This window comes from Solibacillus sp. NPDC093137 (assembly GCF_050280445.1).
Lineage (GTDB): Bacteria > Bacillota > Bacilli > Bacillales_A > Planococcaceae > Solibacillus > Solibacillus isronensis_B.
In genome coordinates, this window is the sequence record NZ_JBNNVH010000010.1 from 29934 (window position 1) to 54165 (window position 24232).

28 protein-coding genes and 1 rRNA gene are annotated in these 24232 nt (G+C 37.7%); 1 reads left to right on the forward strand and 28 read right to left on the reverse strand.

The window, feature by feature from the left end; translation table 11 throughout:
* From ACQKN3_RS19505 to metG, 17 genes are all read right to left on the reverse strand, one after another.
* The gene (locus ACQKN3_RS19505; protein WP_079523129.1) at nt 1–228 is read right to left on the reverse strand and encodes an anti-sigma-F factor Fin family protein; all 228 of its coding nucleotides are present in this window, start codon (nt 226–228) and stop codon (nt 1–3) included.
* Nucleotides 229–287: 59 nt separating this feature from the next.
* A complete protein-coding gene (gene pth, locus ACQKN3_RS19510; protein WP_039967424.1) occupies nt 288–851 on the reverse strand; it encodes an aminoacyl-tRNA hydrolase in 564 nt (187 codons plus the stop codon).
* A gap of 72 nt (nt 852–923) precedes the next feature.
* Nucleotides 924–2135 (reverse strand): MFS transporter, encoded by a 1212-nt coding sequence (locus ACQKN3_RS19515; RefSeq protein ID WP_251691543.1) that lies wholly within the window; start codon nt 2133–2135, stop codon nt 924–926.
* Between the two features lie 126 nt (nt 2136–2261).
* Nucleotides 2262–2915, reverse strand: coding sequence for a 50S ribosomal protein L25/general stress protein Ctc (locus ACQKN3_RS19520; RefSeq protein WP_251691545.1), 654 nt, complete (start codon nt 2913–2915; stop codon nt 2262–2264).
* Between the two features lie 166 nt (nt 2916–3081).
* Nucleotides 3082–4041, reverse strand: a complete 960-nt coding sequence (locus ACQKN3_RS19525) for a ribose-phosphate diphosphokinase (protein WP_079523132.1) — start codon at nt 4039–4041, stop codon at nt 3082–3084.
* A gap of 26 nt (nt 4042–4067) precedes the next feature.
* Nucleotides 4068–5438 carry a bifunctional UDP-N-acetylglucosamine diphosphorylase/glucosamine-1-phosphate N-acetyltransferase GlmU gene (gene glmU, locus ACQKN3_RS19530; protein ID WP_427714213.1) on the reverse strand — a complete coding sequence of 457 codons (1371 nt, stop codon included), beginning with the start codon at nt 5436–5438 and terminating at the stop codon, nt 4068–4070.
* Nucleotides 5439–5722: 284 nt separating this feature from the next.
* Entirely contained in the window at nt 5723–6022 is a 300-nt protein-coding gene (gene spoVG, locus ACQKN3_RS19535) for a septation regulator SpoVG (protein ID WP_008408289.1), read from the reverse strand.
* 320 nt (nt 6023–6342) lie between these two features.
* Nucleotides 6343–6717, reverse strand: coding sequence for a RidA family protein (locus tag ACQKN3_RS19540; protein WP_251691549.1), 375 nt, complete (start codon nt 6715–6717; stop codon nt 6343–6345).
* Between the two features lies 1 nt (nt 6718).
* Complete coding sequence (gene purR, locus ACQKN3_RS19545) at nt 6719–7546, reverse strand: pur operon repressor (RefSeq protein ID WP_251691551.1); 828 nt, start codon at nt 7544–7546, stop codon at nt 6719–6721.
* A 71-nt stretch (nt 7547–7617) separates the two neighbouring features.
* Complete coding sequence (gene ispE, locus ACQKN3_RS19550; protein ID WP_251691553.1) at nt 7618–8484, reverse strand: 4-(cytidine 5'-diphospho)-2-C-methyl-D-erythritol kinase; 867 nt, start codon at nt 8482–8484, stop codon at nt 7618–7620.
* 254 nt (nt 8485–8738) lie between these two features.
* Nucleotides 8739–8927 carry a small, acid-soluble spore protein, alpha/beta type gene (locus ACQKN3_RS19555; protein WP_008408295.1) on the reverse strand — a complete coding sequence of 63 codons (189 nt, stop codon included), beginning with the start codon at nt 8925–8927 and terminating at the stop codon, nt 8739–8741.
* Nucleotides 8928–9034: 107 nt separating this feature from the next.
* Nucleotides 9035–9292, reverse strand: a complete 258-nt coding sequence (gene veg / locus ACQKN3_RS19560) for a biofilm formation stimulator Veg (protein WP_008408296.1) — start codon at nt 9290–9292, stop codon at nt 9035–9037.
* Between the two features lie 139 nt (nt 9293–9431).
* Nucleotides 9432–10319 carry a 16S rRNA (adenine(1518)-N(6)/adenine(1519)-N(6))-dimethyltransferase RsmA gene (rsmA, locus tag ACQKN3_RS19565; RefSeq protein ID WP_427714219.1) on the reverse strand — a complete coding sequence of 296 codons (888 nt, stop codon included), beginning with the start codon at nt 10317–10319 and terminating at the stop codon, nt 9432–9434.
* A complete protein-coding gene (gene rnmV / locus ACQKN3_RS19570) occupies nt 10312–10875 on the reverse strand; it encodes a ribonuclease M5 (protein WP_251691558.1) in 564 nt (187 codons plus the stop codon). Before rnmV ends, rsmA begins: the two co-directional genes overlap by 8 nt.
* A 439-nt stretch (nt 10876–11314) precedes the next feature.
* On the reverse strand, nt 11315–12514 hold the full coding sequence (locus tag ACQKN3_RS19575) for a ubiquitin-like domain-containing protein (protein ID WP_427714222.1): 1200 nt from the start codon (nt 12512–12514) through the stop codon (nt 11315–11317).
* 216 nt (nt 12515–12730) lie between these two features.
* Nucleotides 12731–13501 (reverse strand): TatD family hydrolase, encoded by a 771-nt coding sequence (locus tag ACQKN3_RS19580; RefSeq protein ID WP_251691563.1) that lies wholly within the window; start codon nt 13499–13501, stop codon nt 12731–12733.
* 248 nt (nt 13502–13749) lie between these two features.
* Nucleotides 13750–15711 (reverse strand): methionine--tRNA ligase, encoded by a 1962-nt coding sequence (gene metG, locus ACQKN3_RS19585; RefSeq protein WP_427714226.1) that lies wholly within the window; start codon nt 15709–15711, stop codon nt 13750–13752.
* 343 nt (nt 15712–16054) lie between these two features.
* Here metG and ACQKN3_RS19590 point away from each other — a divergent pair, with 343 nt between their 5' ends.
* Complete coding sequence (locus ACQKN3_RS19590) at nt 16055–16333, forward strand: AbrB/MazE/SpoVT family DNA-binding domain-containing protein (RefSeq protein ID WP_285848974.1); 279 nt, start codon at nt 16055–16057, stop codon at nt 16331–16333.
* A gap of 115 nt (nt 16334–16448) precedes the next feature.
* Here ACQKN3_RS19590 and rsmI read toward each other — a convergent pair whose 3' ends face one another.
* From rsmI to rrf, 11 genes are all read right to left on the reverse strand, one after another.
* The gene (gene rsmI, locus ACQKN3_RS19595; protein WP_251691567.1) at nt 16449–17321 is read right to left on the reverse strand and encodes a 16S rRNA (cytidine(1402)-2'-O)-methyltransferase; all 873 of its coding nucleotides are present in this window, start codon (nt 17319–17321) and stop codon (nt 16449–16451) included.
* The gene (locus ACQKN3_RS19600) at nt 17302–17580 is read right to left on the reverse strand and encodes a GIY-YIG nuclease family protein (RefSeq protein ID WP_251691569.1); all 279 of its coding nucleotides are present in this window, start codon (nt 17578–17580) and stop codon (nt 17302–17304) included. Before ACQKN3_RS19600 ends, rsmI begins: the two co-directional genes overlap by 20 nt.
* Complete coding sequence (locus tag ACQKN3_RS19605; protein WP_427714230.1) at nt 17564–18313, reverse strand: tRNA1(Val) (adenine(37)-N6)-methyltransferase; 750 nt, start codon at nt 18311–18313, stop codon at nt 17564–17566. The genes ACQKN3_RS19600 and ACQKN3_RS19605 overlap by 17 nt, the downstream gene beginning before the upstream one ends.
* 88 nt (nt 18314–18401) lie before the next feature.
* Nucleotides 18402–18761, reverse strand: a complete 360-nt coding sequence (yabA, locus tag ACQKN3_RS19610; protein ID WP_079523146.1) for a DNA replication initiation control protein YabA — start codon at nt 18759–18761, stop codon at nt 18402–18404.
* 23 nt (nt 18762–18784) lie between these two features.
* The gene (locus ACQKN3_RS19615; RefSeq protein ID WP_008408311.1) at nt 18785–19600 is read right to left on the reverse strand and encodes a PSP1 domain-containing protein; all 816 of its coding nucleotides are present in this window, start codon (nt 19598–19600) and stop codon (nt 18785–18787) included.
* Nucleotides 19593–20615, reverse strand: a complete 1023-nt coding sequence (holB, locus tag ACQKN3_RS19620; RefSeq protein WP_427714233.1) for a DNA polymerase III subunit delta' — start codon at nt 20613–20615, stop codon at nt 19593–19595. The genes ACQKN3_RS19615 and holB overlap by 8 nt, the downstream gene beginning before the upstream one ends.
* Nucleotides 20616–20720: 105 nt before the next feature.
* Nucleotides 20721–21161: a YaaR family protein gene (locus tag ACQKN3_RS19625; RefSeq protein ID WP_251691575.1), complete on the reverse strand. Its 441-nt coding sequence runs from the start codon at nt 21159–21161 to the stop codon at nt 20721–20723.
* Between the two features lie 134 nt (nt 21162–21295).
* Nucleotides 21296–21625, reverse strand: coding sequence for a cyclic-di-AMP receptor (locus ACQKN3_RS19630; protein ID WP_079523149.1), 330 nt, complete (start codon nt 21623–21625; stop codon nt 21296–21298).
* Between the two features lie 69 nt (nt 21626–21694).
* Nucleotides 21695–22324 carry a dTMP kinase gene (gene tmk, locus ACQKN3_RS19635; RefSeq protein WP_427714237.1) on the reverse strand — a complete coding sequence of 210 codons (630 nt, stop codon included), beginning with the start codon at nt 22322–22324 and terminating at the stop codon, nt 21695–21697.
* Nucleotides 22325–22343: 19 nt separating this feature from the next.
* Nucleotides 22344–23771: an aminotransferase class I/II-fold pyridoxal phosphate-dependent enzyme gene (locus tag ACQKN3_RS19640; protein WP_427714239.1), complete on the reverse strand. Its 1428-nt coding sequence runs from the start codon at nt 23769–23771 to the stop codon at nt 22344–22346.
* Nucleotides 23772–24156: 385 nt separating this feature from the next.
* A 5S ribosomal RNA gene (gene rrf, locus ACQKN3_RS19645) occupies nt 24157–24232 on the reverse strand; the annotation flags it as partial.

Genomic DNA, 24232 nt, shown 5'->3' on the forward strand with positions numbered 1-24232 from the left:
CTACTGTAACCATCTTTTTAACGCATAGTAATCGGGAAACTGACGCAATGAATCTTCACAATGTTCACAAATGCTGTAAACGGTCGTTTCTCCCCGCTCATTTTTTTTAATAAATTCATCGATTTCACCTATTTCAAACAAATGAAGCTTTTGAACCGTTTCTTCTGCATCGAAAGGCAAAGTACCAATCTCTACCTCACAATGTCTACAGCGGTAGCGTACAGGCATCTCCCATGGCCTCCTTTAAACACTTATGTATATTAAAGTCTAACCATATTTTGATTAATTTATGCGCCGTTAAATTTGTTCATCACTTCTAAAAACGGCTTTGTTAAAGCTGTCTCCACAGCATCACAGCTCTTTTCGACAGCTTCTTTTACAATTGGCTGATCCTCTTTTGAAAATTTGGCCAATACGTAATCCGCCACTTTCATACCTGCCGGCGGGCGGCTAACTCCGACACGAATTCGATTAAATTCCTGTGTCCCTAAGTGCTGAATTAATGACTTAATCCCGTTATGTCCACCAGCACTTCCTTTGCCGCGTAATCTTAACTTACCCGTTTCCAGATCTAAATCATCATAAATAACAATAATATCTTCAATTTCTATATCAAAATAATCCATTAGAGGTCTAACACATTCTCCTGATAAGTTCATATATGTTAGCGGCTTCAATAAAATGACTTTTCCTTCAGGACGATGAACCGTTGCATACATACCATTAAATTTAGTTTGATTTAATGGTGCGTTCCATCGATTGGCTAATTCATCAATCACATCAAAACCTATATTATGGCGTGTATGTTCATATGGTTTTCCCGGATTTCCTAAACCAATAATTAATTTCACTAGTAATCGCATCCTTTTTCTCTAATCGCCTTTATTTTATCATATATGCTCCTGAAAAGTATGTATCGTCCTCTAGTATTGTGCCAATGATTTCTCGCGCATTTTCCTTACAATGAAGAGCACTAAGAAGCCTACTGCTGCGAAAAAGCGAACTGCTGTCGATAAATACATCGCTGTTTCCATCGAGTATGTTTCGAGCAGCCAAATTCCGATCTGTGGAGAAGAAAATGCGATGACTGCCAGCAGCACATTATAAGTTGTAATACAATATGTACGGACTTCCTGCGGTGAATTTTCCAGCAATAAATTAAATAATATTAAAACCGTTCCTGAAACAAACAAACCGGAAAGAAAGGACATCGCGACTAAATAATACAGGTTAGTCGATAAAACCATCAGTAATGGTGCTGTCGACATACCAAAAGCAACCCAGACGAATACACTCATATTGCCATATTTTTGCGACCATTTACGCCAAAGAGAAAACGAAATAATTTGGGCAATCATATTTGCCACATTGAACATACTAATCCAGAAGATTGTTGCTTCTGCATAACGAACATTATAAATATTAAAAACACCCCATGCCATTTGCCAGCCAAAGTTAAAAACGAGCGCAACAATTAAAAACAGGACATATTTATTGTTTTTAAAAATCGACCAATCCATTGCACGTTTCTTTTCTACATTCAGTTCACGTGCCGGTTCATCATGCTTTAATAAAAAATACAGTTCAACAACCCCGACAACAAACGTAAACATAAATAGTATTTGATAAGCTATCCGATTAGCGGTCATGTCTTTCATAACAATGCCAATCGTTAATGTAACAAATAGGCCTACAACTGTCAGCAAGCGATTACGGTCACTGAAAAACTGCGCTCGACGCGTTTCCTCAATAATATTGCCGATAAAAGACTGCCAGCCCATATTAGCCATCGTATTCGGTACACTCATCGCAGCAATCAGGCCAAGCAGCAACCATGAACCAAAACTGCCTGGTACATAACTAATAAAGGCAATTAACAGGAAAACAAAGCGTGCTGCCAATACGGAGAAAGCAACGAGCCTTTTTTGTTCGAATGCACGGTTAAGTAAAATGGCAGCCGGCAACGTCATTAACAATGTAATTAAAGGCGGCAAAGAACTGATCAACCCGACCTGATAATTTGTCGCACCAAGAATCGTCATTGCAAAAATCGGAATGTAGCTGTTTGAAGTATTTTGTGCAACAGCAGATGCCATCCCATGGTAAATACTCATTTTTTCATTATGTGTTCTCATAAAGTCCTCTAATTTTTCTTAATATTTACTCATCTCCATATTATTATACTTATTTTCTTTCGTATGTCGAAGTATTTTTTTACATTAAAAAACCGCTCTATATAATAGAGCGGCCTGTCCAATTGCTTAATTTTCTCTACCTGGTTTTTCAGGCGATAATTTTTCTCCCGTTGCATCAAGATCATCGGCTGTTACATTATCTGCATCTGCATCAACATCTTCAACTGGTGCTGCTGGCGGTGTTACCGTTGCTAATGTATAGTCATCATTATCTACAATTGTAAAGGCTGTAAATTGATCACGAACATTACCCACAGATAACGATTCACCAACTGCTAATTCGGATACATCGATTTCAATTGTGTCTGGAATTTCACTTGGCTTCACTTTAATTTTCAATGTATGGTTAGGTTGAGTAATTACTCCACCTTCTTTTACACCAACTGAAGTTCCGATAAATGCGATTGGAACATCCACTTCGAGTTCTTCTTTCATATTGATAGCAAGGAAGTCAACGTGCTTCACATGTCCTTTTAGTGCATCACGCTGGATATCAGTAAGTACTGCATTTACTCTTTTCCCGCCTACTTCAATTTTAAACACGCTTGTTGAACCATATGTTTGAACTGCTTTAGCAGTGTCTCTATAATCCAACGAAATTGGTGTTGTTTCAGTTTCATAGCCATACAGCACACCTGCCAGTTGGCCTTCTTTTCTAAGTTGGGTTAATAACGAACGTTTCCCAGTTTCTCGCTTCGTTGCTTGTAATACTGTAGTCATATTCCATCGTCCCCCTTAAATAATTATACAAAGATACATTTACCCTATCTTTGTCCACCCTAAACATAATCAATTGTCAGATTTTTTGCAAATATTTGCATATAAAGATACTAGGAAATAAAAAAACAGCCTAGGAAATAAAATTCCCAAGCTGTTTTGCTATTGATTAGTCAAATAACGTACTAACAGATTTATTTTCATAAATACGAGAGATTGCATCTGCCATTAATTTCGCAACTGATAATTGCTGAATTTTTGGAGAAAGTTTTTCTTCAGATAATTGAATTGTGTTTGTTACAACTAATTCTTTAATTGGAGAATTTTCAATACGCTCAATTGCTGGACCTGATAATACAGGGTGTGAACAACATGCGTAAACTTCTTTAGCACCGCTCTTAATTAATGCCTCTGCACCAATCGTAATCGTACCGGCCGTATCGATAATATCATCGATTAAAATACATACTTTACCATCTACATTACCAACAATGTTCATTACTTCTGCCACGTTTGGTTTTGGACGACGCTTATCAATAATAGCAATCGGAGCTTTTAAGCGCTCTGCCAATTTACGCGCACGTGTTACACCACCATGGTCTGGAGAAACAATAACTAATTCCTCTTCATTAAATCCTTTTGTTCCGAAATGTTCGGCAAGTAGCGGTACAGCCACTAAATGGTCGATTAAAATATCAAAGAAACCTTGAATTTGAGGTGCGTGTAGATCCAATACAATTACACGAGTTGCACCGGCAGTTTCAAGTAAGTTTGCTACTAATTTAGCAGTGATTGGTTCACGCGCTTTTGCTTTACGGTCTTGACGTGCATAGCCATAGTAAGGCATAACAACGTTTACTGTACGAGCAGAAGCACGTTTAACAGCATCAATCATAATTAAAAGTTCCATTAAATGCTCGTTAACAGGTGCAGAAGTAGATTGAACGATAAATACATCCATTCCTCGAATACTTTCTTCAATGCTAATTTGGACTTCTCCATCACTGAAGTGTTTAACAGATGATTTCCCTAGTTCTAGACCCATTTCATCGGCAATCTCTTTGGCAAGTGGATTGTTAGAATTTAATGAGAAGATTTTTAATTTTGAGTCAGCGTATTGATACGGCATGATGGCCTCCTGTATTTTAGTTAATTTTATTTTGAATTTAATTTACTCACATAGCCTAATTTATTTTCCTGACGAGCACGTGCAATCGCCAATGCATCTTCCGGAACTTCTTTAGTAATTGTTGATCCTGCAGCAATGAAAGAACCTTTTTTCAATGTTACCGGAGCAACTAAGTTCGAATTACATCCAATGAATACATCGTCTTCAATAGTTGTTTTATATTTGTTTTTACCGTCATAGTTAACAGTAATTGAACCGCAGCCAATATTTACGTTACTGCCGACTTCTGCATCGCCAATATAGCTTAAATGAGACACTTTCGTATCATCACCTAACGTACTCTTCTTCACTTCAACGAAATTACCAATTTTCACATGGTTTCCTAATGAAGATTCCGGACGTAAATGTGCAAACGGACCTACTGCTGTTTCGTTGCCGACTTGGCTGTTTAGCACAACTGAACTATGAATCGTTGTTGCATTACCAATTTGACTGTCCACAATATGACTATTCGGACCAATTTTACAATCTTCGCCAATAACCGTTTTTCCTTCAATGATCACTCCAGGTAAAAGAACCGTATCACTTCCGATTACTGCGTCTGCACTAATATGTGTAGAAATCGGATTAATAATCGTTACACCGTTGCGCATATGACGTTCGTTAATACGTGCACGCATAAGCTCCTCTGCTTGAGACAGTGCAAAGCGGTCATTTACGCCTAGCGTTTCATCAAAGTTTTCTGTTACATATGCTGCAACTGTTTCACCTTGCTTTTGTAAAATTTCAATAACATCCGGTAAATAGAATTCACCTTGTGCATTTTCATTTTTAACGAGCTTAAGTGCTTCAAACAATGCTTCATTATCAAAGCAGTATGTGCCTGTATTAATTTCTTTCACAAGCTGCTGTTCAGATGTAGCATCTTTTTGTTCAACAATTTGCGACACTTGTCCATGTTCGTTACGTAAAATACGACCATAGCCAGTCGGGTCATCTGTAACCGCTGTCAAAATAGTTGCTTTTGCATTTTGAGATACATGTTGATCAAGCAGTGCCTGCATTGTTTCAGGGCGAATTAAAGGAGTATCACCACATACGACAAGTGTAGTTCCGCTAAGTCCGCTTAAAATCGGCTCAGCTTGCTGAACTGCATGCGCTGTACCTAGTTGTTCTTCTTGTAAAACATACTCACTCTTATTTCCAAGTGTTTCTTTTACCAGCTCTGCACCATGTCCTACAACAGTTACCACACGCTCAACATTTATTGAACTGATATGATCGATTACATGTTCCACCATTGGCTTTCCGCATACTGGGTGAAGCACTTTATATAATTTGGACTTCATTCGTGTACCTTGACCAGCCGCTAGCACGACCGCAAAAATATTCGTCATATTACAAGTCCTCCATTTTAGCTCTTTTTCTCTTATGACTATAAAGCAATTTCATAATCTTTTCAAGGTATTCAGACTTGACAAATGTTTGAATTTAAAATATCTATAATAGTTTGACACATTTTCTTTTGTGTACTAATTCAGCAAAATTTTACGTTAAAAAGTAAATAATCAGTATATTTTCGACCTTATTGTTCTTTTTACTTTTCTGTTATAGAACATTTCTGCGTAGAAAATAATTCATAAAAAAAAGAGCCCCCTCATATGAGTGACCCTAATTAATATTAAACATTCACTTCTTCAAGCTCCAAGGTTTCCTCTGTATTTTCCTCAGCAGATGCATGGAAAGCTTCCAAAACGATTTCTTGAATTTTATTGCGCGTATTCGAATTAATCGGATGTGCAATATCGCGGAATTCGCCATCTGGTGTTCTTTTGCTAGGCATAGCTACAAATAAACCAGTATTTCCATCAATTACACGAATATCATGGATGACAAATTCATCATCTAGCGTAATTGAGGCAATTGCACGCATACGTCCTTCTGTTTGAACACGTCGTAGTCTTACGTCAGTTACTTCCATTATTTATACCCCCTGTAGTTTGATGCGTAATCTTTAGTATTCGGGATGAAAGAATATAATCCTTCTATCATCCAGTAAATTTCTAAAAATACATCATTTATCAATAGAATACAATATAATGTAATTTTTTTCTATCTACAATTTTTATAATTATTAAAATAAACTAAATATTCTACTTATTTATGAGATTTTTCTTAATAACTGCTGTAAATAGAGTCAAAATATTTTTTTAGTAAAAAAAATCCACGTCTTTTCTATAATTAGAAAGCCGTGGATTTAAGCTATAAACAAGTTTATTCAAAATTAGAACTAAGAAATTATTATTTTACTAAGGCAATTACTTCAATTTCAACTTTTACATCTTTTGGTAAACGTGCAACTTCTACTGCCGAACGAGCTGGCTTGTGCTCACCAAAATGACTAGCATACACTTCATTCATTATAGCGAAATCATTCATATCTTTCATAAATACTGTTGTTTTAACAACTTGGTTTAAAGAAGAACCGGCTGCTGCTAAAACAGCTTTTAAGTTTTCGAATACTTGGTTTGTCTGTACTTCGATATCCCCTTCTACAAGTTCCCCTGAAGCTGTCAGTGGAATTTGGCCAGAAGAATAAAACATGTTATTTACTACAATACCTTGTGCATATGGACCGATTGCTGCTGGTGCATTTGTTGTTGAAACTGTTTTCATTTTAATTTCTCTCCTTTTGAAAAAAATTACCTTCACTTAATGCAATTGTGCGATCTTTCTCACTTACTTCCTGTAGTTTTACTAAAGAATAGTAATCATCTACTAATGTAACATCAGCATGCTGTGCTTCTACTAATACAGCGATACCTGCCAACTCACATTCGAATTCTTCCAGTAAGTTCTTCATACCATTCATCGTGCCTCCGACTTTCATGAAATCGTCGGTAATTAATACACGCTGCCCACTTTTCATACTACGTTTTGATAAAACCATCGTTTGAATACGACGAGATGATCCTGATACATAATTAATACTCACCGTTGAACCTTCAGTCACTTTGCTGTCACGACGTACAACAACAACCGGGACATTTAAATGTCTTGCAATCGCATGTGCAATTGAAATTCCCTTTGTCGCCACGGTCATAATGACATCAATTTGACGATCTGCAAACACGCTCGCAAATACTTTACCAACGCGATTCATCAATTCCGGATTTCCTAAAAGGTCCGTCATAAATAAATAGCCACCAGGTAATAAGCGATCGGATTGACAAAGTTCCCCCATAAATTCCCCAATTATATCACGAACTTCTTGTTCCGCCATTTTAGGGATATATTTAACACCGCCCGCTGCACCAGGTACGGTAATTAAAAGCCCAATTCCTTTTTCTTCGAATGTTTCCTTTACAATTGTTAAATCTTCACTGATTGAAGACTTTGCAGAACTGTAAAGCTCAGAAAAATAAGTTAGCGGGATCAACTGATGTGGATGCTCAAGTAGATAATAAGTCATATCCACAAGGCGTTCACTGCGCTTCCATTTCATGCGACCCTCTCCTAAACATTAATTAATAAAATACGAATATTTAATAGTCAAATTACCATAATTATACGTATTTATGCAAGTGGATTTCGTTCCCCCAACATACGTACTACATAAACTTCCTCACAAAAACCACGTAATCCATTATAAATACGGCTGACACGTGCTTCATTTTCCACTAGCCCAAATACTGTCGGACCACTGCCGCTCATTAGTACCGCATCGGCACCAAAGCGCTGCATTTGTTCTTTAATTGTTATAACTTCAGGATGAAGCTCAAATGTTACAGTTTCCAAAACATTTCCAAGTGAATGGCACATTAGCTCATAATCATCCGTTTCAATTGCCTTAATCATTTCTTTCGTGTTTGGATGCTGTAGTCCTTCAATATTCAGTCCACCGTATACATCCGCTGTCGATACGCCAATTTTCGGCTTGGCCAAAACGACCCAGCAAGTTGGAGGTGCGGATAGTTCTTTAATCTTTTCCCCGCGCCCTGTTGCCAAAGCTGTACCGCCATAGACGCAGAATGATACGTCAGAACCGATTTCCGCTCCATGCTCCGCAAGCTCGTCCAACGTTAAATTTAGATCCCAAAGCTCATTTAAACCGCGCAATGTAGCCGCTGCATCGCTGCTTCCACCCGCTAGACCCGCAGCTATAGGAATTTGCTTCTCAATTGAAATGGTTACGCCTTCTTTAATACCGTATGTATTTTTTAAAAGCTCTGCTGCCTGGTAAGCAAAATTCCGCTGATCATCCGGGACAAAATTATCTGTCGAAATAATTTTAATTTGACCGTCTGCTCGTGATTCCAGTCCAATTCGATCGGCCAAATCGACCGTTGTCATAATCATTTCCACTTCATGATAATGATCCGGACGTTTATAAAGCACATCAAGTGTTAAGTTAATTTTTGCGGGTGCTTTTACGTATAACATTGAAAATTCCTCCTACTGTATAAGGCACGCATAATATGTAATACGCGATTAAAATTCTATTGCCCCTATTTTACCATACGGAAGCCTTGTATTATGCACGAAAACATTCACTTTTCTTCGCAAATTATCGTAAAAAAATGTATGCCAGACAATTCAGTAGTAAGACATTCTAAGTATTAAGAAAACCGCTTTCCTGCAATCAAAATAACACCACCGTAAGCGAGAACCTACGATGGTGCCATCTTTGTGTCAACTTATTTTTGGTTGTTCTGCGATTGTTTAGCTAAGTTTTCCTGAGCCATTTCAACCGCGCGTCTTACCATGTTTCCTGCATCACGGGCTTTAATACCGCCCCAACCCTCACGTTGAACTACGTCGTAAAATCCAAGTTCTTTTGCAATCTCTTCCTTTAGACGACTCGACATGATTTTTTGTCTTGCCATGCAAAAAACCTCCTTTTCGTTGACGCTTTTAGCATGTGCAAAAAAGAAAAAAACACTCACTTTAAATGAGCGCTTTTTTAAAAATATTAAAATAAGTACTAGAAAAACTATTTGATGGTAGCTACAGCATCATCTAAAAAAGTAATCTCTACTGCTTCGGTAAGTATATCTGTGTAACTGTAAGACACGCGCTTGCACGCATTATCTTCCTGCTTTAGTTCAATAACGAACACTGCATGGTAAGTGTCACTTAAGACGCCTTCACATTCAATTGTTTTCTTGCGACCACCATTTGCTTTTAATTGCAAACGTTTACCCAAATGACTATCCAATGATTTTTTAATGTCTGCTAACGTTTTTGGCATTTTTGCATACACCTCACTATAAAATAGTATACCATGATGTAATTAAAATGTCAATAAAATATAATATTTTATCACCGTGATACAAAGTCGTCAACTTTTTTCTTAAGATTTCTTAAAATTTTTTAATGTGAAATTCACTTTATTGTCTTACACAAAAGTTAGGATATAAGCAGTCCGCTAATTTTCCAAATTCTTGGATTGACAATGTTTCACCACGACGTGATGGTTCAATTCCGGCTTCTTCTAATGCTTGAAGGATAAGCTCTTTATTTTGCTTACCATTAACAAGTCCATTTTGTAAATTATTTAAAATTGTTTTACGACGTTGTGCAAACGAAGCACGGGATACTTCAAATAAGAAGTCCTCGTCAATTACTTTCACTGGAGGATTTTCATGTTTAATTAAACGAATTACTGCCGAATCTACATTGGGCTGTGGCATAAATACCGTTTTTGGCACAACCATCGCGATTTCCGCTGTTACGTAATACTGAATTGCAATTGATAAGGAGCCATATGCCTTCGTACCCGGTTTTGCGGTAATACGATCCGCTACTTCCTTCTGCATCATCACGACAAAGCCGCGAATCGGTAAACGATCATTTAAAAGCTTCATTAAGATTGGTGTTGTCACATAGTAAGGTAAATTAGCCACGACCATAATATCTTCAATACCTGGCATTTCTTCTTCGATTACTTGTGCAACATCGGCCTTTAAAATATCCGAATGGACTATTTTTACATTGTCATAAGGGCTTAATGTATCCTCGAGTACAGGTAAAAGCCTTTGATCAATTTCAAACGATACGACTTTTTTTGCCTCGCGGGCTAAATGCTCTGTCAATGCACCAATCCCAGGTCCAACTTCAATCGCTCCACTATTTTCCGTTAAATTAGCGTGACTGACGATATTACGTAAAATATTCGGGTCGATTAAAAAGTTTTGCCCTAAGCTCTTTTTAAATGAAAATCCGTATTTTTCTAAAATTTCTTTTGTACGTACCGGTGTAGCAATGTCTTTATGCATGCGTATCCTCCTGATCTAATTGCGAAATTGCTTCTGCAAACTGCTCGATTGTTATTTGAAACATCATCAATCGTTTATGAAGCTGTTTACCATTTGTCATTCCTATATTTAAAATTTCCCCTAACTGATCCCGACGTTTTTTTGATTGCGGGTGTCCTATCAGTTTGGCTATCATTAAATCTTCCAGTGTAATTCTTTCCTCAATTTGAGAATCTGCCAATGTATACACATTGCTTAATGCTTCACGGATATCCTCATCGTTTGCGTGTTCAATCCCTAAACCTTTGCCGTTTTTGGCAATTGTTTTCGCCTTTGCTAAAAACGCATGCTTCACACCTGGTATCCGCTCTTCTATAATCGCGCGAATACGGCGGCCAGGGTAATCAGGGTCCGTAAATACAATGACGCCTCTTTTTTTCTGGGCATGCTCAATACGGCGCAGGACTTCATCTGAAATTGCAGAACCGTTTGTTTCTATAGTATCTGCTCCTGTCGCACGCTTAATCGCTGTTGTATCGTCTTTTCCTTCAACAACAATAATCTCTTGTATATCCAAGAAACGTTCCTCATTTCTAACTTAGTCTTTCGCTATTTTACCATAGATTGCACTTTGTTACCGCTGTGCTAACTTCAATGAAAAAAGCTCCCTCGCCATCAGTCAAAAAGCGAGAAAGCCAATATACATTTTGGAATGTTAATTTAATATCATACAACTGAATAATCAATTACACCTCGGTGTAATTGCATCCAGGTTTTTTTAGGCATACATAATGTGGGTAAGTCAGCCGTTGCCACAACATATGACAAATGAAGGCTGGGTCCCTTTAAAAAGTTCTATGACATCCACCAAGGAGCTCCTCTTCATTCAGCGAGCGTTTGAAACACAGCTGAAACGAACAAAACAAGCATTCATCACCCAACTAAAAAGGTGAATGTTTTCTGTACTTGCCGCTACTCTTTCAGTATAAAGGGAATTTAATGAATGGCAATAAAATTTAGTTCAGTACTTTAATACGTACCTTTTTGCGCCCCCAGTTTTTTGCTTTGGACGTTGTCGGTACTAAGACATCAATTTTTTTACCTTTTATTGCACCGCCTGTATCAGCAGCTACAGCATTCCCGTAGCCTTCAACCCATACTTTTGTTCCTAATGGAATAATTTTAGGGTCTACTGCAATGACCTTCATATCCGGATTTGCGCGCAGGTTAAGACCTGCTGCCGAAATACCTGAGCAGCCTGCACAATTTGGTGTATATGCTGTTGCTGTTACATAAAACTCTTTCCCTGAACTTGGTTCACTAGATCGGGAAACATTTGCAGTGACAATTTTTGTCCCTACAGATACAACTTTTGTTTTTGTTTTTTTAACTACTTTTTCAGAAGCAAGTTTTTTCGAAACGACTTTACCATTCTCTTTAACAATAGAGTATGTACGTTCTACCTTACCTTTTTCACCTTCTGAAACAACCTTTTCTTTGCCCTTTAATAAAGAAGAATCATTTTTCTTTTCAATTGCGAAATCTACTGATTCTTCCACTACATCGGTAACCTTTTCTACGCGAACAACTGCGATTTTATCATTTGGAGCGATAACTTCCTCCAAACCTCTCTCGACACGATCCGATTCACCTAATTGAACCTCTTGTTGTTTTAAAAAGTTAGCGACCGTAGTCGAAGTGGACCATACTTGTCTCTCTTTTTTGCCATCGACAAGCGTTAACTGAAACGCTTTTTGAATATCGATTTTGTTATCGGCTCCTACTTCTGTATCTAAGCTTTGTGATACAAGATCATGCTCTGTTACTTCAATATTTGCTTCTTCCAAAATGTTCTTCACTACATTTTCAGTTGTCCAAACTTTAGACTGATTTCCATCAACTGAAATTACTACTTCTTTTGCCTGTTCCCATTCTATTGACATTCCACTATCAATACTGGTACTCAGTGAGGGTGATACTTTATCATATTTTGTATAATCTATATTTTGAGCTGTCAATAGCTCATCAACCGTAGTTGCGTGTGTATAAATTTTTGTGGTCTCACCGTCAGCTGTTAACGTAACGGGAGTTTTAGTTCCGTGGTATAGAACAAATGCAATTACAGATACAAACAGGACTACAGAAAGAATTCGGACCCCTGTTTGCTTACTCCTCAATGATCCTAAGAACTGGCTTTTCATGGATTGATTTGACATGAAAATAACGCCTCCTTAATACAAAGTTGGATTATACGTACTAGTTTTCTTACTGTCAATAAAAAAGAATTTATCAAAAATTGGGCATTTTGCTTGAACTCGTACTGCAACTAGTATTGGAGGCGTCTTATCATCAAGAACCTTTTGCACTTTGAAAAACAATCCTAACGTAAAAATCCGTAATTAATTTCTACCGTTATTTTGATGTATTTAGCATTAAATTTTAAAAAAGCGCTTTGCATTTTCCGTTGTTTTATTAGCAACTTCTTCCACAGGCAATTCTTTCAGACGAGCAATCTCCTCTGCCACCAATGTAACGAATGCCGGCTCATTTCGTTTTCCGCGAAATGGATGTGGGGCTAAATAAGGCGCATCTGTTTCAATTAGCAAATGCTCCAGCGGAATTTCTGCCGCGACTTCTTTTGGCTGACGTGCATTTTTAAATGTTACCGGTCCTCCTAGACTAATCATGAAATTCATGTTTATGCATTCGCGAGCTGTTTCAACACTACCGCCAAAACAATGCATAATCCCGCCAACAGCTGCTGCGTCCTCCTCTTGTAGAATCCGCACAACATCGCCTGTTGCATCGCGATTATGAATGATAATTGGTAATTCGAGTTTTTTTGCCAATTGGATCTGCTTACGGAACCAATACTGTTGAACATCTTTCGGAGATTTATCCCAGTAATAATCCAGTCCTGTCTCACCGATTCCGACAACTTTAGGATGCTTTGCCAGTTCTTCAATCCAGTTTAAATACTCGTCTGTACAATCAACTGCATCTACCGGATGCCAACCAATCACTGCATAAATAAAATCGTAATCCTCTACTAGTCGCATCGCACGCTCTATCGTTTTTTTGTCAAAGCCGATGACAACCATCTTTTCTACGTTGGCTTCAATAGCACGGTCAATTACTTCCTGTAAATCTTCATCATACTGATCTGCGTTTAAATGGACATGTGTATCTATAAATGTGCTCATATTCATTTCTCCTATCGTGTATTGTACTCATAGATCATATTTCTTAGTTTTCAGTATTATTACATATAGGTTACAAAATACATATTTATTATTGTATAATCGCTAAAAATTGGGTGATGAAGTGCCAAAAAACCACTAAACATCCTTTTTCAACCATATATAAATTATATTTAAATAGTTTTTTATACTATTTGTAAAGTAATGAAAAAGTCTGCTGAACTTTTCGGTTCCAACAGACTTTTTTCAAATTACTTCACTTGTGCACCATTTGCTAATTTAGGATCAACAGTAGCCAATGTTAAAACTCCCTCATGTGAGCCTGCTAAAATCATTCCTTGAGATAATTCGCCGCGTAATGTAACAGGTTTTAAATTAGCAACGACAATTACCCTTTTACCGATAAGTTCTTCCGGTTTATAGTGCTCGGCAATCCCTGATACCACTTGACGTTGTTCATAACCTAAATCAACCTGCAGCTTTAATAATTTCTTGGCTTTTGCTACTGGTTCACATGCCAATACTGTCGCAACACGTAAATCTACTTTCATGAAATCATCAATTGTAATTTCTTCTGTATCCGGTGCTTCAACAGGTGTCGTTTCTTCTTCCTGTACTGTTTTTACAGAGCTTTGCATTTGTTCACGAATGTAAGCTACTTCCACTTCTGTATCAAGACGCGGGAAGATCGGTGTTCCTTTTTCAGCCACTTTTATGTTTTTCGGAATAACATTACCGAATGTTTCAATTGTGTCCCATTGTAATAATTTTTCATCAAGACCTAATTGTTCGATAATTTGTTTGGGCGCATTTGTCATGAATGGCTGAATCATAACTGCAATATGACGTAAGCTTTCTGCCAAATTATTCATAACAGCAGCAAGTTTATTTTTATCGGCTTCCTCTTTTGCCAGTACCCAAGGAGATGTTTCATCGATATATTTATTCGTACGTGAAACTAATGACCATAATTCAGAAAGTACGACACTAAACTGCATTTTTTCCATACTTTCTTCATATCTAACACGTACATTCTCAGCATGTTCTTTTAATGCTGCATCAAATTGTGTCGCTTCCAAGTTTTCAGTAGGAATTACCCCATCGAAATACTTGTTCATCATGGAAACTGTTCTGTTTAAAAGGTTTCCTAAATCGTTTGCCAAATCGAAATTTGTCCGCTCGACGAATGATTCAGGTGAAAATACGCCATCTTGACCAAATGGCAGCTCACGCAATAGGAAATAACGTGTTGCATCCAAACCGTATCGTTCGATTAACATTTCCGGATACACAACATTACCTTTAGATTTCGACATTTTTCCGTCTTTCATCATAATGAAACCGTGTGCAAAAATTTTCTTTGGTAATGGTAAGTCCAATGCCATTAAGAAAATCGGCCAATAAATTGTATGGAAACGAACAATATCCTTCCCTACTACATGGACATCTGCCGGCCAATATTTATTGAATAGTTCTTCATTGTCAGAACCATATCCTAAAGAAGTAATATAGTTCGATAATGCATCTACCCATACGTAAATAACATGTTTCGGATTCCCTGGTACTTTTATTCCCCAGTCGAATGATGTACGGGAAACAGATAAATCTTCCAGACCTGGTTTAATGAAGTTATTGATCATTTCATTTTTGCGAGATTCCGGCTCGATAAACTCTAAATTATTTTCATAATAAGCAAGCAAGCGGTCTGAGTATTTCTTCATATTAAAGAAATATGACTCTTCCTTCACTTTTTGCACATCTCGCCCACAATCCGGGCACTTTCCATCGACTAATTGCGTCTCAGTATAATAAGACTCACAAGGCACACAATAAAGTCCTTCATACTCGCCTTTATAAATGTCACCGTTGTCTAAGAACTTCTGGAAAATTTTCTCTACAGAATCTTTATGACGTGATTCAGTGGTTTGAATAAAGTCATTATAGGAAATATCCATAGTATTCCATAATTTCTTGGCGCCTTCTGCAATTTCATTTACATAATCTTGCGGATGCATATTAGCTTCTTGTGCTTTTTCCTGAATTTTTTGTCCGTGCTCATCCATGCCTGTTAAAAAACGGACATCAAATCCTTTTAGACGCTTATATCGCGCTATTGCATCAGATGCAACTGTCGTATATGCAGTACCGATATGAAACTTTCCACTCGGGTAATAAATTGGGGTTGTTATATAGAATGTTTGTTGTTCACTCACGAAAGTGCCTCCATTTGTTTGTTAAGTATAAGTCTTATTCTAACGAAGTACGAAAATTGTTTCAATGAAAGTTTATTGGAATTGAGTTTTGTCGAATAATCGAAACTAAATCTTGGCAATTACTTAAATCTTTTCGACTATTCTAAATATTCTATGGTAAATATTTTTTATAATTTCCTTAAAAAGTACAAATATGACAAAAAAGTTTCCTAAACGTAGGAAATTTGAATGCTAAATTATTGACGTATATGGTATTAATTGTTATGATTTTAACTAGATCAGGATGAATGTCGAATTTTGACGAATTTAAATAACTTTTCTTATATTAGGAGGAAATATTAATATGAAATCAACAGGTATCGTACGTAAAGTAGACGAATTAGGACGTGTAGTAATTCCAATCGAATTACGCCGTACATTAGGTATTGCTGAAAAAGACGCTTTAGAAATCTATGTGGATGACGACAAAATCATCTTAAAAAAATACATGCCTAACATGACATGTGCAGTAACTGGTGAAGTTTCTGATGAAAACATGCGTTTAGTAGGCGGTAAATTAATCTTGTCTTCTGAAGGTGCAGAAGCATTAGTGAAAGAAATTCAAGAAAACTTAAAAAAATAATATCACTTATTTAAACAAATGAAGCGGTTAAGCGTTCACTAGTTTATGTAAAGTAAAGTATTATTTTACCAAATATGAAAAGCGTTGAAAAGTATGTTGACTTTTCAACGCTTTTTTATTGATGGTACGCCTGGTAAACATCACGTTTTGGTATGTTTCGTAATTTGGCTACTTCTTTAATGGCTTCTTTTGAAGATATTTGAGTTTCTTCTATTATATAAGTAACATGCTCATCCAATGACATGGTTGTCCAGTAAGCTTCTTCTTCATCGTCGATTTCACCTGAAGTATTGCCTTCCAGCACGATACAAAATTCACCGCGAATTTCATTTTCACTTGCCCAAATGATCGCTTCTTCTATTGTACCCCGCAAAAACTCTTCAAATTTCTTCGTTAATTCCCGTGCCAGTGTAATTTTGCGGTTACCTAATACGAGCTGTAAGTCTTTCAATGTTTCCTTCAAACGATGTGGTGCTTCATAAAAGATCAGCGTCTCTTCTCGCTTCGACAATTTTTCCAGCTGTTCTCTGCGTTCCTTTTTGCTTCGTTTTAAAAAGCCGAAGAAATAAAACGGCTGTGGAGAAAGACCGGATGCAATTAGAGCAGTTAAAGCGGCATTGGCTCCAGGGATTGGTACGACAGCAAATCCTTCTGCAATTGCTTTTACGACAATATCAGCCCCAGGATCCGAAATACAAGGTAAACCTGCATCACTTACTAATGCAATGGATTTTCCTTCTTGCAAATAGCCAAGCAGTTTCTCGCCACCTACTTCAATATTATGCTCATGATAACTAATAAGCGGTGTTTGAATATCGAAATAATTACATAGCTTTTTCGTATTACGTGTATCTTCTGCAGCAATAATATCGACTTCTTTTAAAATACGCAATGCACGCATCGTCATGTCTTCTAGATTGCCTATTGGTGTCGCTACTAAGTATAGACAGCTCCCTTGTTCATGCTGGCTACTTTTTTGTGAGTTCATCTGCAGCACTCCTTATATACTTTATTTTTTGGGGTCGCTTTAATTGTTTAAATGCATATTCAGCAGACATTGCCTGCTGTTTTGTTTCAAATGTTTCATAATAAATACACGTTACTGGCCCGCGTGCTCGTGTATATTTTGCCCCTTTACCTGCATTATGTGTTGCAATTCGCTTCTCTAAATTATTCGTATAGCCTGCATATAGTGTAGCATCACTACACTCTAGCACATAAAAGTAATGTTTAGTTTCCTTCTCCATATAAAAGTGCCCTCACTTCTGGCGTATACTCATTATTATCCTCATATACGTACAATGGTGGCAATACTTTTAAGTCCGGCTTGCCGTCTTTAATTGCTTCAATCAGTAATGTATTCGCTTCTTTCCCCCGTTTTGGATAAACAAACTGTATGCGCTTTGGCTCCAGCCGATTCGCTCGCATTGCACTAACAATATCCAAAAGTCTGCCTGGTCTGTGTACAAAGGCCGCCTTTCCGCCTTGTTTTAACAGACGGCTTGTTGCTATGATTGCCTCATCAAGCGTTAAATACAGCTCATGCCTAGCAATTGCATAATGCTCGCTCGTATTTTTTTCGCTCAACTCATGTGCCAAAAAATAAGGAGGATTACATGTCACAACATCATATTTTTCAATACCTAGTGTTCCAGGTGCATCTTTTACATCACCAAGCTGCATGTCGATCTGTTGTGCCAAGTTATTGTATGCAATACTGCGTGTTGCCATATCATGCAACCGCGGCTGTAATTCTACACCAGTAATTTTTGCATTTGTCCGCGCACTCATAAAGAGTGGGATTACCCCATTGCCTGAACATAAATCAATAATATGTCCTTTATTTTTCGGGACTTGTACAAATCGCGCCAGTAATACTGCATCCAATGAGAACGAAAAGACGGATGGGCTTTGAATAATTCGTAAATCTTCCGCCAGTAAATAATCTAATCGCTCATCATCCTTCAACCATTGTTCCACTATTAAATCCTCCACTTAACTGCTTTTTTAATCAGCCTTTTCTAAACAAAAGACTGATATCTACTTTAGCAGATTCAGCCTTTTGTTTTTAACCATTTTGTTTATTTAAAAATGATAGACAGAACAAACAATCTTCACCTTTACGTGAGCTTCCAAAATGCACGTGACATACATGGAAACCTTCATTATAAAGCCTTGCTAAATTATCGTACCCTTCGCCAATATCTACTGGTTCTTTTTTTAGCTCTTCTACTCGTTTACTTGCAGTTGCTTCATTCGCTAATAGTTCTTCTAAGCGCGTACGTAGGTGAAGGTTTTCTGTTTGAAGCGTCTGATGCTCCTCCATCATATGCGCAACAAATTGCTTAAGTGCGCTAAATTGCTGTTGCATTGATTCAAGCTGTTGTTCGAACTCCATAACAGTATCCAAAAAATTACGGTCCTTCACTCAAGCCACCCCATTAATTCTATCTATATCAGATTTTTCTCATATTGCATAAGCTCTTCAAGCGTATATTCAACCATACGCTCCTGCTTCGTCAAATATACTTGGATGAGTCGCTCTAATACATTTAATCCGACGACTTTGCCTTCGCCTTCTGGTGTCATTGATAAATCACCGATGTCTGGCATACCTTCTTTTGCAATTTCATAATCATCATTTTCGTATTTTAGACAACACATTAAACGTCCACATAATCCGGAGATTTTTGTCGGATTCAGCGATAAATTTTGGTCCTTTGCCATTTTAATCGACACAGGCTCAAAATCACCTAAAAATGTCGAACAGCAAAGCATTCTTCCACATGGCCCAATTCCGCCAAGCAGCTTCGCTTCATCGCGAACACCAATTTGACGTAGTTCGATTCGAGTACGGAATACACTAGCTAAATCCTTTACTAATTCCCGGAAATCTACACGTCCTTCTGCTGTAAAATAAAAAATAATTTTATTGCGATCAAATGTATATTCAACGTCAACGAGCTTCATATCCAACGAATGCTCAACAATTTTCGTATTCGCTAATTCAAAGGCACGTTTTGACTCAATAGTATTTTCTTCTACCTGGAAACGATCACGTTCATCGGCTGGTCGAACTACTTGTTTTAATGGTAAAACAACGTCATTCTCCCCGACTTGTCGCATTGGTACTACGACTTTGCCATATTCAATTCCCCGTGCAGTTTCTACGATTACATATTCGCCAACTTCCAAAATATAAGCGGCTGGATCAAAATAATATATTTTACCCGCTTTTTTAAAGCGAACTCCGACTACATTATACAAATGTATACCCCTCCTGAAGATTCAGCATAAGCTGTTCCATCAATAACGTACGATTCATATTACGATTTAAATTTGTGCGGGCCTGCAAAATAGACTGCATTTGGCGTGACAGCTTTTCATATGTCAACACGAGTGCCAATTCATTAAATCGTTGATACATATCGGGATACGTGCACTTTGCTTGCTGGTTCGCTTTAATCGCTACAATATCACGGTACGCAAACAGCAACAAATCCAGTGCTAGCTCCATATCTTCTTTTTCTTTGAAGAGTGGAAGCCATTCTTCATGAATATATAATAGTGCTTCATGAACATTTTGATGAACAATCTCTACTAATTTTAACACTGTTTTTCGTGCAAGTACAAATTGCTCATCATTTGCAAGTGCAATAGCTGTTTCAACATCATTTGTCACCATGCTTGTTGTCGATGCCATTGAATTTGTAATTCCCTGTTCTACCAGCTGATCCATCAGCGTCGTACGGGGCGCTTTAGCAAATTTAATATGCTGACAACGCGAACGAATTGTCGGAATGATAGATTGGATTTGCTCAGTTAATAAAATCGCTACGACCTGTCCGTCCGGCTCTTCTAAAAACTTTAAAAGCATATTAGCAGACGCAATATTTAATTTATCTGCATGATGAAGCACATAAATCTTTTTGCCTTCTTCAACACCTGTCATCTTCATTTCAGCAACTAAATCTCTTATTTGATCAATTTTAATAAATTGTCCTTCAGGCTCTACTTGCCAAATATTCGGATGATTTCCCGAATCGACTCGTCTGCAATTTCGACATGTTTCACATGGAACATTTTCTGACAAATTTCCGCAAAGAAGAAGTTTCATAAAAAAAGAGACGACATCTCGTTTACCCGTACCTTTTTCACCTTCAAATATATAGGCATGTGCTAAACGATTTTTATCTACAATTGTTTGTAGTTGCTTCATCACTACAGGTTGCAGCTTCGTAAGCTCTTCAATAGTTCGTGTCAATTCCCTCACCTTTTTCATTTCCTGCTTCTATTTATTTGAATGCCCCTATGTACAATTCAAACAATATATATTCTGCTTGGAAAAATGCCCGTGTCTAGTGCACAACAAAGACACGGGCATTTTTTACATATACAGATTTATTAAAAGTCCCTTAATCTCGCCAATTTTCGCCAATAAATCAATAGACTCTTTTTCTTCATTTAAAATATCTTCTGCCAATTCGACAAGACGCTCATCAATTGTTTCAACAATTTTTAAGCGGCGTCCTTCTCCAAAACGGTTCCATGTATGTGATTGCTTTGTCTCAAGCCCATAATCTACTGCTTCCTGTAAAAAACGTTTCACAAGCATTTTAAAGCGTGCTAATTCACGTAGATTCCGTGATCTTGCTACTCGGTCACCCGCTGTAGAAATATCACCCATTAATCTTGTGAGCTGCTCTGACTGCATTTTGGACTCTTGCTTTACAATCATGTCACCAAAGCGATTGCCGTTTTGATTTGCCGGACGCAAATCATTGCGATTCGCATTTAAATTTGTTCGGAGATCTTGATTAATCTTCATTACCATTCGCCTCCAAGAAATAACGCCCCACTATACTTACTACCGAACTCGGCTTTATAAACGCAATAATGATGGCTGCGCAAATTTACCAATACCGACAAGGGCTTCAATTTCTTTCAGTCTGTTGAAAGAAATTAAAAATGATGGAATTGTTCGATTGGTAATACAAATACAATCGCTCCTCCAACTTCAACTTCAACAGGGTACGGGATGTAAGAATCTGCGTTCCCCCCCATTGGCGATACAGGAGCAACCATTTGCTCACGTGATCGACAGTTCTCACGAATAATATCTAATAACTTTGGAATTAAAGAATCATCCGTACCTATTAAAAATGTCGTATTCCCCGATCGTAAAAACCCACCTGTACTCGCTAACTTTGTCGCACGATAGTTGTTTTTTGTTAATGCATTCGATAAGCGGTTGCTATCTTGATCTTGCACTACTGCTACTACTAACTTCATCCGTACTCACCCCTTCATTGAATTGGTTCCTCTATTATATCATAAATAAAAGGTACACTTCATTTACTTTTACCCTAATAGCGGATTTAAAATCCCCCATACCTCTTCTATCACCATTTCGATAGGCTGGTCGGCATTCACCATTTTAAAGCGCTCAGGGTATCGTCTCATTGCTTCCTCGTACCCTTCATATACTTTTTTATGAAATGCCAATCCTTCAGAATCTAATCGGTTAATTTCATCACTGCGCGTCGCATGAATGCGGGCTAATCCTTTTTCAGGTGCAATATTAAAGAAAACCGTTACATCCGGAAGTCGCTTTCCTATCGCAAATTCATTGATAGCAAGTACATCATTGACTCCGATTTCCCGTGCATAGCCCTGATATGCCAATGACGAGTCAATAAACCGATCGCATAATACATGCTTTCCTTCTTCCAATGCTGGCGTAATCTTTTCATAGAAATGCTGTGCCCGTGCTGCAGCATATAATAATGCCTCTGTCCGCTCATGCATTTCTGTATGGGCCGGGTCTAAAATAACCGCTCGAATTTTCTCGGCGATTTCAATCCCGCCCGGCTCACGTGTAAGTAATGCCTCAATCTGTTTTTCTTTTAAACGCTCACCAATTGCTTTTAATACACTCGTTTTTCCGGCACCTTCCCCGCCTTCAAACGTAATAAATAAATTCCTTTGCATTTTTATATTCTCCCTGCATCTATATTATGACTTGTATTAATTTCTCCTGTAATCGGTGATCTCCTTGGAACAGTGCCCCGATAGCGAGTAGCTCCTCCAACTGACTAATTTGCGCTCCCGTAATTTTTTCACCTTGTACAAGTAATGGAATTCCAGGCGGATACGGAATAATTGTTGTAGCACAAATTCGTCCAACAGCTTGCATGTAAGGAATCCATTCTTTCTCTGCCTTTTCTATTTCCTCAAAGCTATACTCAGGTTGTGTAATCGTTATCGATTCGAAGCTTTCGATTTCATTTGTATTTTCAATGCATGGGAAGTTTTTTAAATGTGTATATGCCTCTTTCATACGGTTACATAAATCCTCCGTAGTTGAATAAGAGTCCTCCTGCTTTAATAACGGTAAAATTAAAAGTACTTGCTTTGCATCTGCCAACTCTACATATACATGTAATTTTTCCAGTGCTTCTTTTAATTGAAATCCTGTATAACCTGGAGCACGGACTAATAGTTTTAATGAATCATTCACTTCAACAACCTGTAAGTCCGTTGCCATTGTCAAAGACTCAATAAATTGCTGGCGTTTCTCTATAAAATATGCATAATCAGTTTCCGTATAGTTCGTCACATAACTTCTTGCATCGTCAAGGGAAGCTAATAATAAATACGATGGACTACTCGATTGTAACATACGTAAATAGCGGTTTACTTTCTGCTCGCTTACTAACGATGATTTCATATGTAAAAAGGAAGCCATTGTCATAGCGGGTAATGTTTTATGAGCTGACTGTACAACAATATCTGCACCTAGCTCCAATGCTGAAGGAGGCAGCTCCTCCGATACGGTTAAATGTGCACCATGTGCCTCATCAACTAAAACTGGAATCTTATATGCGTGGCACAATTCAATTTGTTCCGCTAAATCATTTGCTGTCACCCCGTAATAAGTCGGATACGTAAAAATAGCCGCTTTCGCATGGGGGTAGCTTTCTATCGCTTGCTCTAATGTCTCCAAATCGATACAACTTGCTGTCTGACTTTTTATATCCCACTTTGGTGAAACATATACAGGATTTATTCCTACAAGTTCCAATGCATGAAAAATAGATTTATGTGCATTTCTTTGAACAAGTACTGTATCTCCTTTTTCACATGTTGCATAGATCATTGCCAAGTTTCCAACTGTTGAGCCATTCACTAAAAAGAAACTCCGACTTGCCCCATATGTAGATGCGAGGAGCTGCTCTGCCTGTTGAATGGCTTCTTCTGGTTGATGGAAATCATCCAGCCCAGTCAGTTCGGTTACATCATATTTTAATGCCTGTTTAATTTCATTTGGCAAATTCGACAGCAACCCATTTTTATGCCCAGGCACATGAAAAGATTGTGGATCATCCGCAACAAACTTTTCTAATGCTTGAACGATTGGTCGATCATTGTTCACCATGTTCACCTCATTTTCATTGTCCTTCTATTATAAGACGCATCCACCTTTCAGACCACCATTGGCATTAGAAATGAAAAACTAGCTAACGCTGATTTGTTAGCTAGTAATAAATCAGATATTGGTTACTTATAAATTGATAATTGAATTACTACTTTCATCACTATCCTTAACAACTGTACACGCCACTGCTTCCAGGCTTTTGTTTTCCAAACGCTCAACTATTAATACATCTTTTGCTGTTAGTCGTTGTAATTGCCCTTCACTACACACTCAACCATCTTTTCTTGAAGAACTACAATTGTTACTGCCAGCATTGGAATAATATATAATAAAAGTTTTTAAACAAAACAAAAAACCCACTGATTACTCAGTGGGTTTTACATGTGCGAAGCGACGTCCTACTCTCACAGGGGGAAGCCCCCAACTACCATCGGCGCTAAAGAGCTTAACTTCCGTGTTCG

Coding starts and splice junctions, on each gene's coding strand:
- ACQKN3_RS19505 (WP_079523129.1), bottom strand. CDS start 228: ATGCCTGTACGCTACCGCTGTAGACATTGTGAGGTAGAGATTGGTACT.
- ACQKN3_RS19515 (WP_251691543.1), bottom strand. CDS start 2,135: ATGAGAACACATAATGAAAAAATGAGTATTTACCATGGGATGGCATCT.
- ACQKN3_RS19520 (WP_251691545.1), bottom strand. CDS start 2,915: ATGACTACAGTATTACAAGCAACGAAGCGAGAAACTGGGAAACGTTCG.
- ACQKN3_RS19525 (WP_079523132.1), bottom strand. CDS start 4,041: ATGCCGTATCAATACGCTGACTCAAAATTAAAAATCTTCTCATTAAAT.
- glmU (WP_427714213.1), bottom strand. CDS start 5,438: ATGACGAATATTTTTGCGGTCGTGCTAGCGGCTGGTCAAGGTACACGA.
- spoVG (WP_008408289.1), bottom strand. CDS start 6,022: ATGGAAGTAACTGACGTAAGACTACGACGTGTTCAAACAGAAGGACGT.
- ACQKN3_RS19540 (WP_251691549.1), bottom strand. CDS start 6,717: ATGAAAACAGTTTCAACAACAAATGCACCAGCAGCAATCGGTCCATAT.
- purR (WP_251691551.1), bottom strand. CDS start 7,546: ATGAAATGGAAGCGCAGTGAACGCCTTGTGGATATGACTTATTATCTA.
- ispE (WP_251691553.1), bottom strand. CDS start 8,484: ATGTTATACGTAAAAGCACCCGCAAAAATTAACTTAACACTTGATGTG.
- ACQKN3_RS19555 (WP_008408295.1), bottom strand. CDS start 8,927: ATGGCAAGACAAAAAATCATGTCGAGTCGTCTAAAGGAAGAGATTGCA.
- veg (WP_008408296.1), bottom strand. CDS start 9,292: ATGCCAAAAACGTTAGCAGACATTAAAAAATCATTGGATAGTCATTTG.
- rsmA (WP_427714219.1), bottom strand. CDS start 10,319: ATGCATAAAGACATTGCTACACCGGTACGTACAAAAGAAATTTTAGAA.
- ACQKN3_RS19575 (WP_427714222.1), bottom strand. CDS start 12,514: ATGTCAAATCAATCCATGAAAAGCCAGTTCTTAGGATCATTGAGGAGT.
- ACQKN3_RS19580 (WP_251691563.1), bottom strand. CDS start 13,501: ATGAGCACATTTATAGATACACATGTCCATTTAAACGCAGATCAGTAT.
- ACQKN3_RS19590 (WP_285848974.1), top strand. CDS start 16,055: ATGAAATCAACAGGTATCGTACGTAAAGTAGACGAATTAGGACGTGTA.
- rsmI (WP_251691567.1), bottom strand. CDS start 17,321: ATGAACTCACAAAAAAGTAGCCAGCATGAACAAGGGAGCTGTCTATAC.
- ACQKN3_RS19600 (WP_251691569.1), bottom strand. CDS start 17,580: ATGGAGAAGGAAACTAAACATTACTTTTATGTGCTAGAGTGTAGTGAT.
- holB (WP_427714233.1), bottom strand. CDS start 20,615: ATGAAAAAGGTGAGGGAATTGACACGAACTATTGAAGAGCTTACGAAG.
- ACQKN3_RS19625 (WP_251691575.1), bottom strand. CDS start 21,161: ATGAAGATTAATCAAGATCTCCGAACAAATTTAAATGCGAATCGCAAT.
- ACQKN3_RS19630 (WP_079523149.1), bottom strand. CDS start 21,625: ATGAAGTTAGTAGTAGCAGTAGTGCAAGATCAAGATAGCAACCGCTTA.
- tmk (WP_427714237.1), bottom strand. CDS start 22,324: ATGCAAAGGAATTTATTTATTACGTTTGAAGGCGGGGAAGGTGCCGGA.
- ACQKN3_RS19640 (WP_427714239.1), bottom strand. CDS start 23,771: ATGGTGAACAATGATCGACCAATCGTTCAAGCATTAGAAAAGTTTGTT.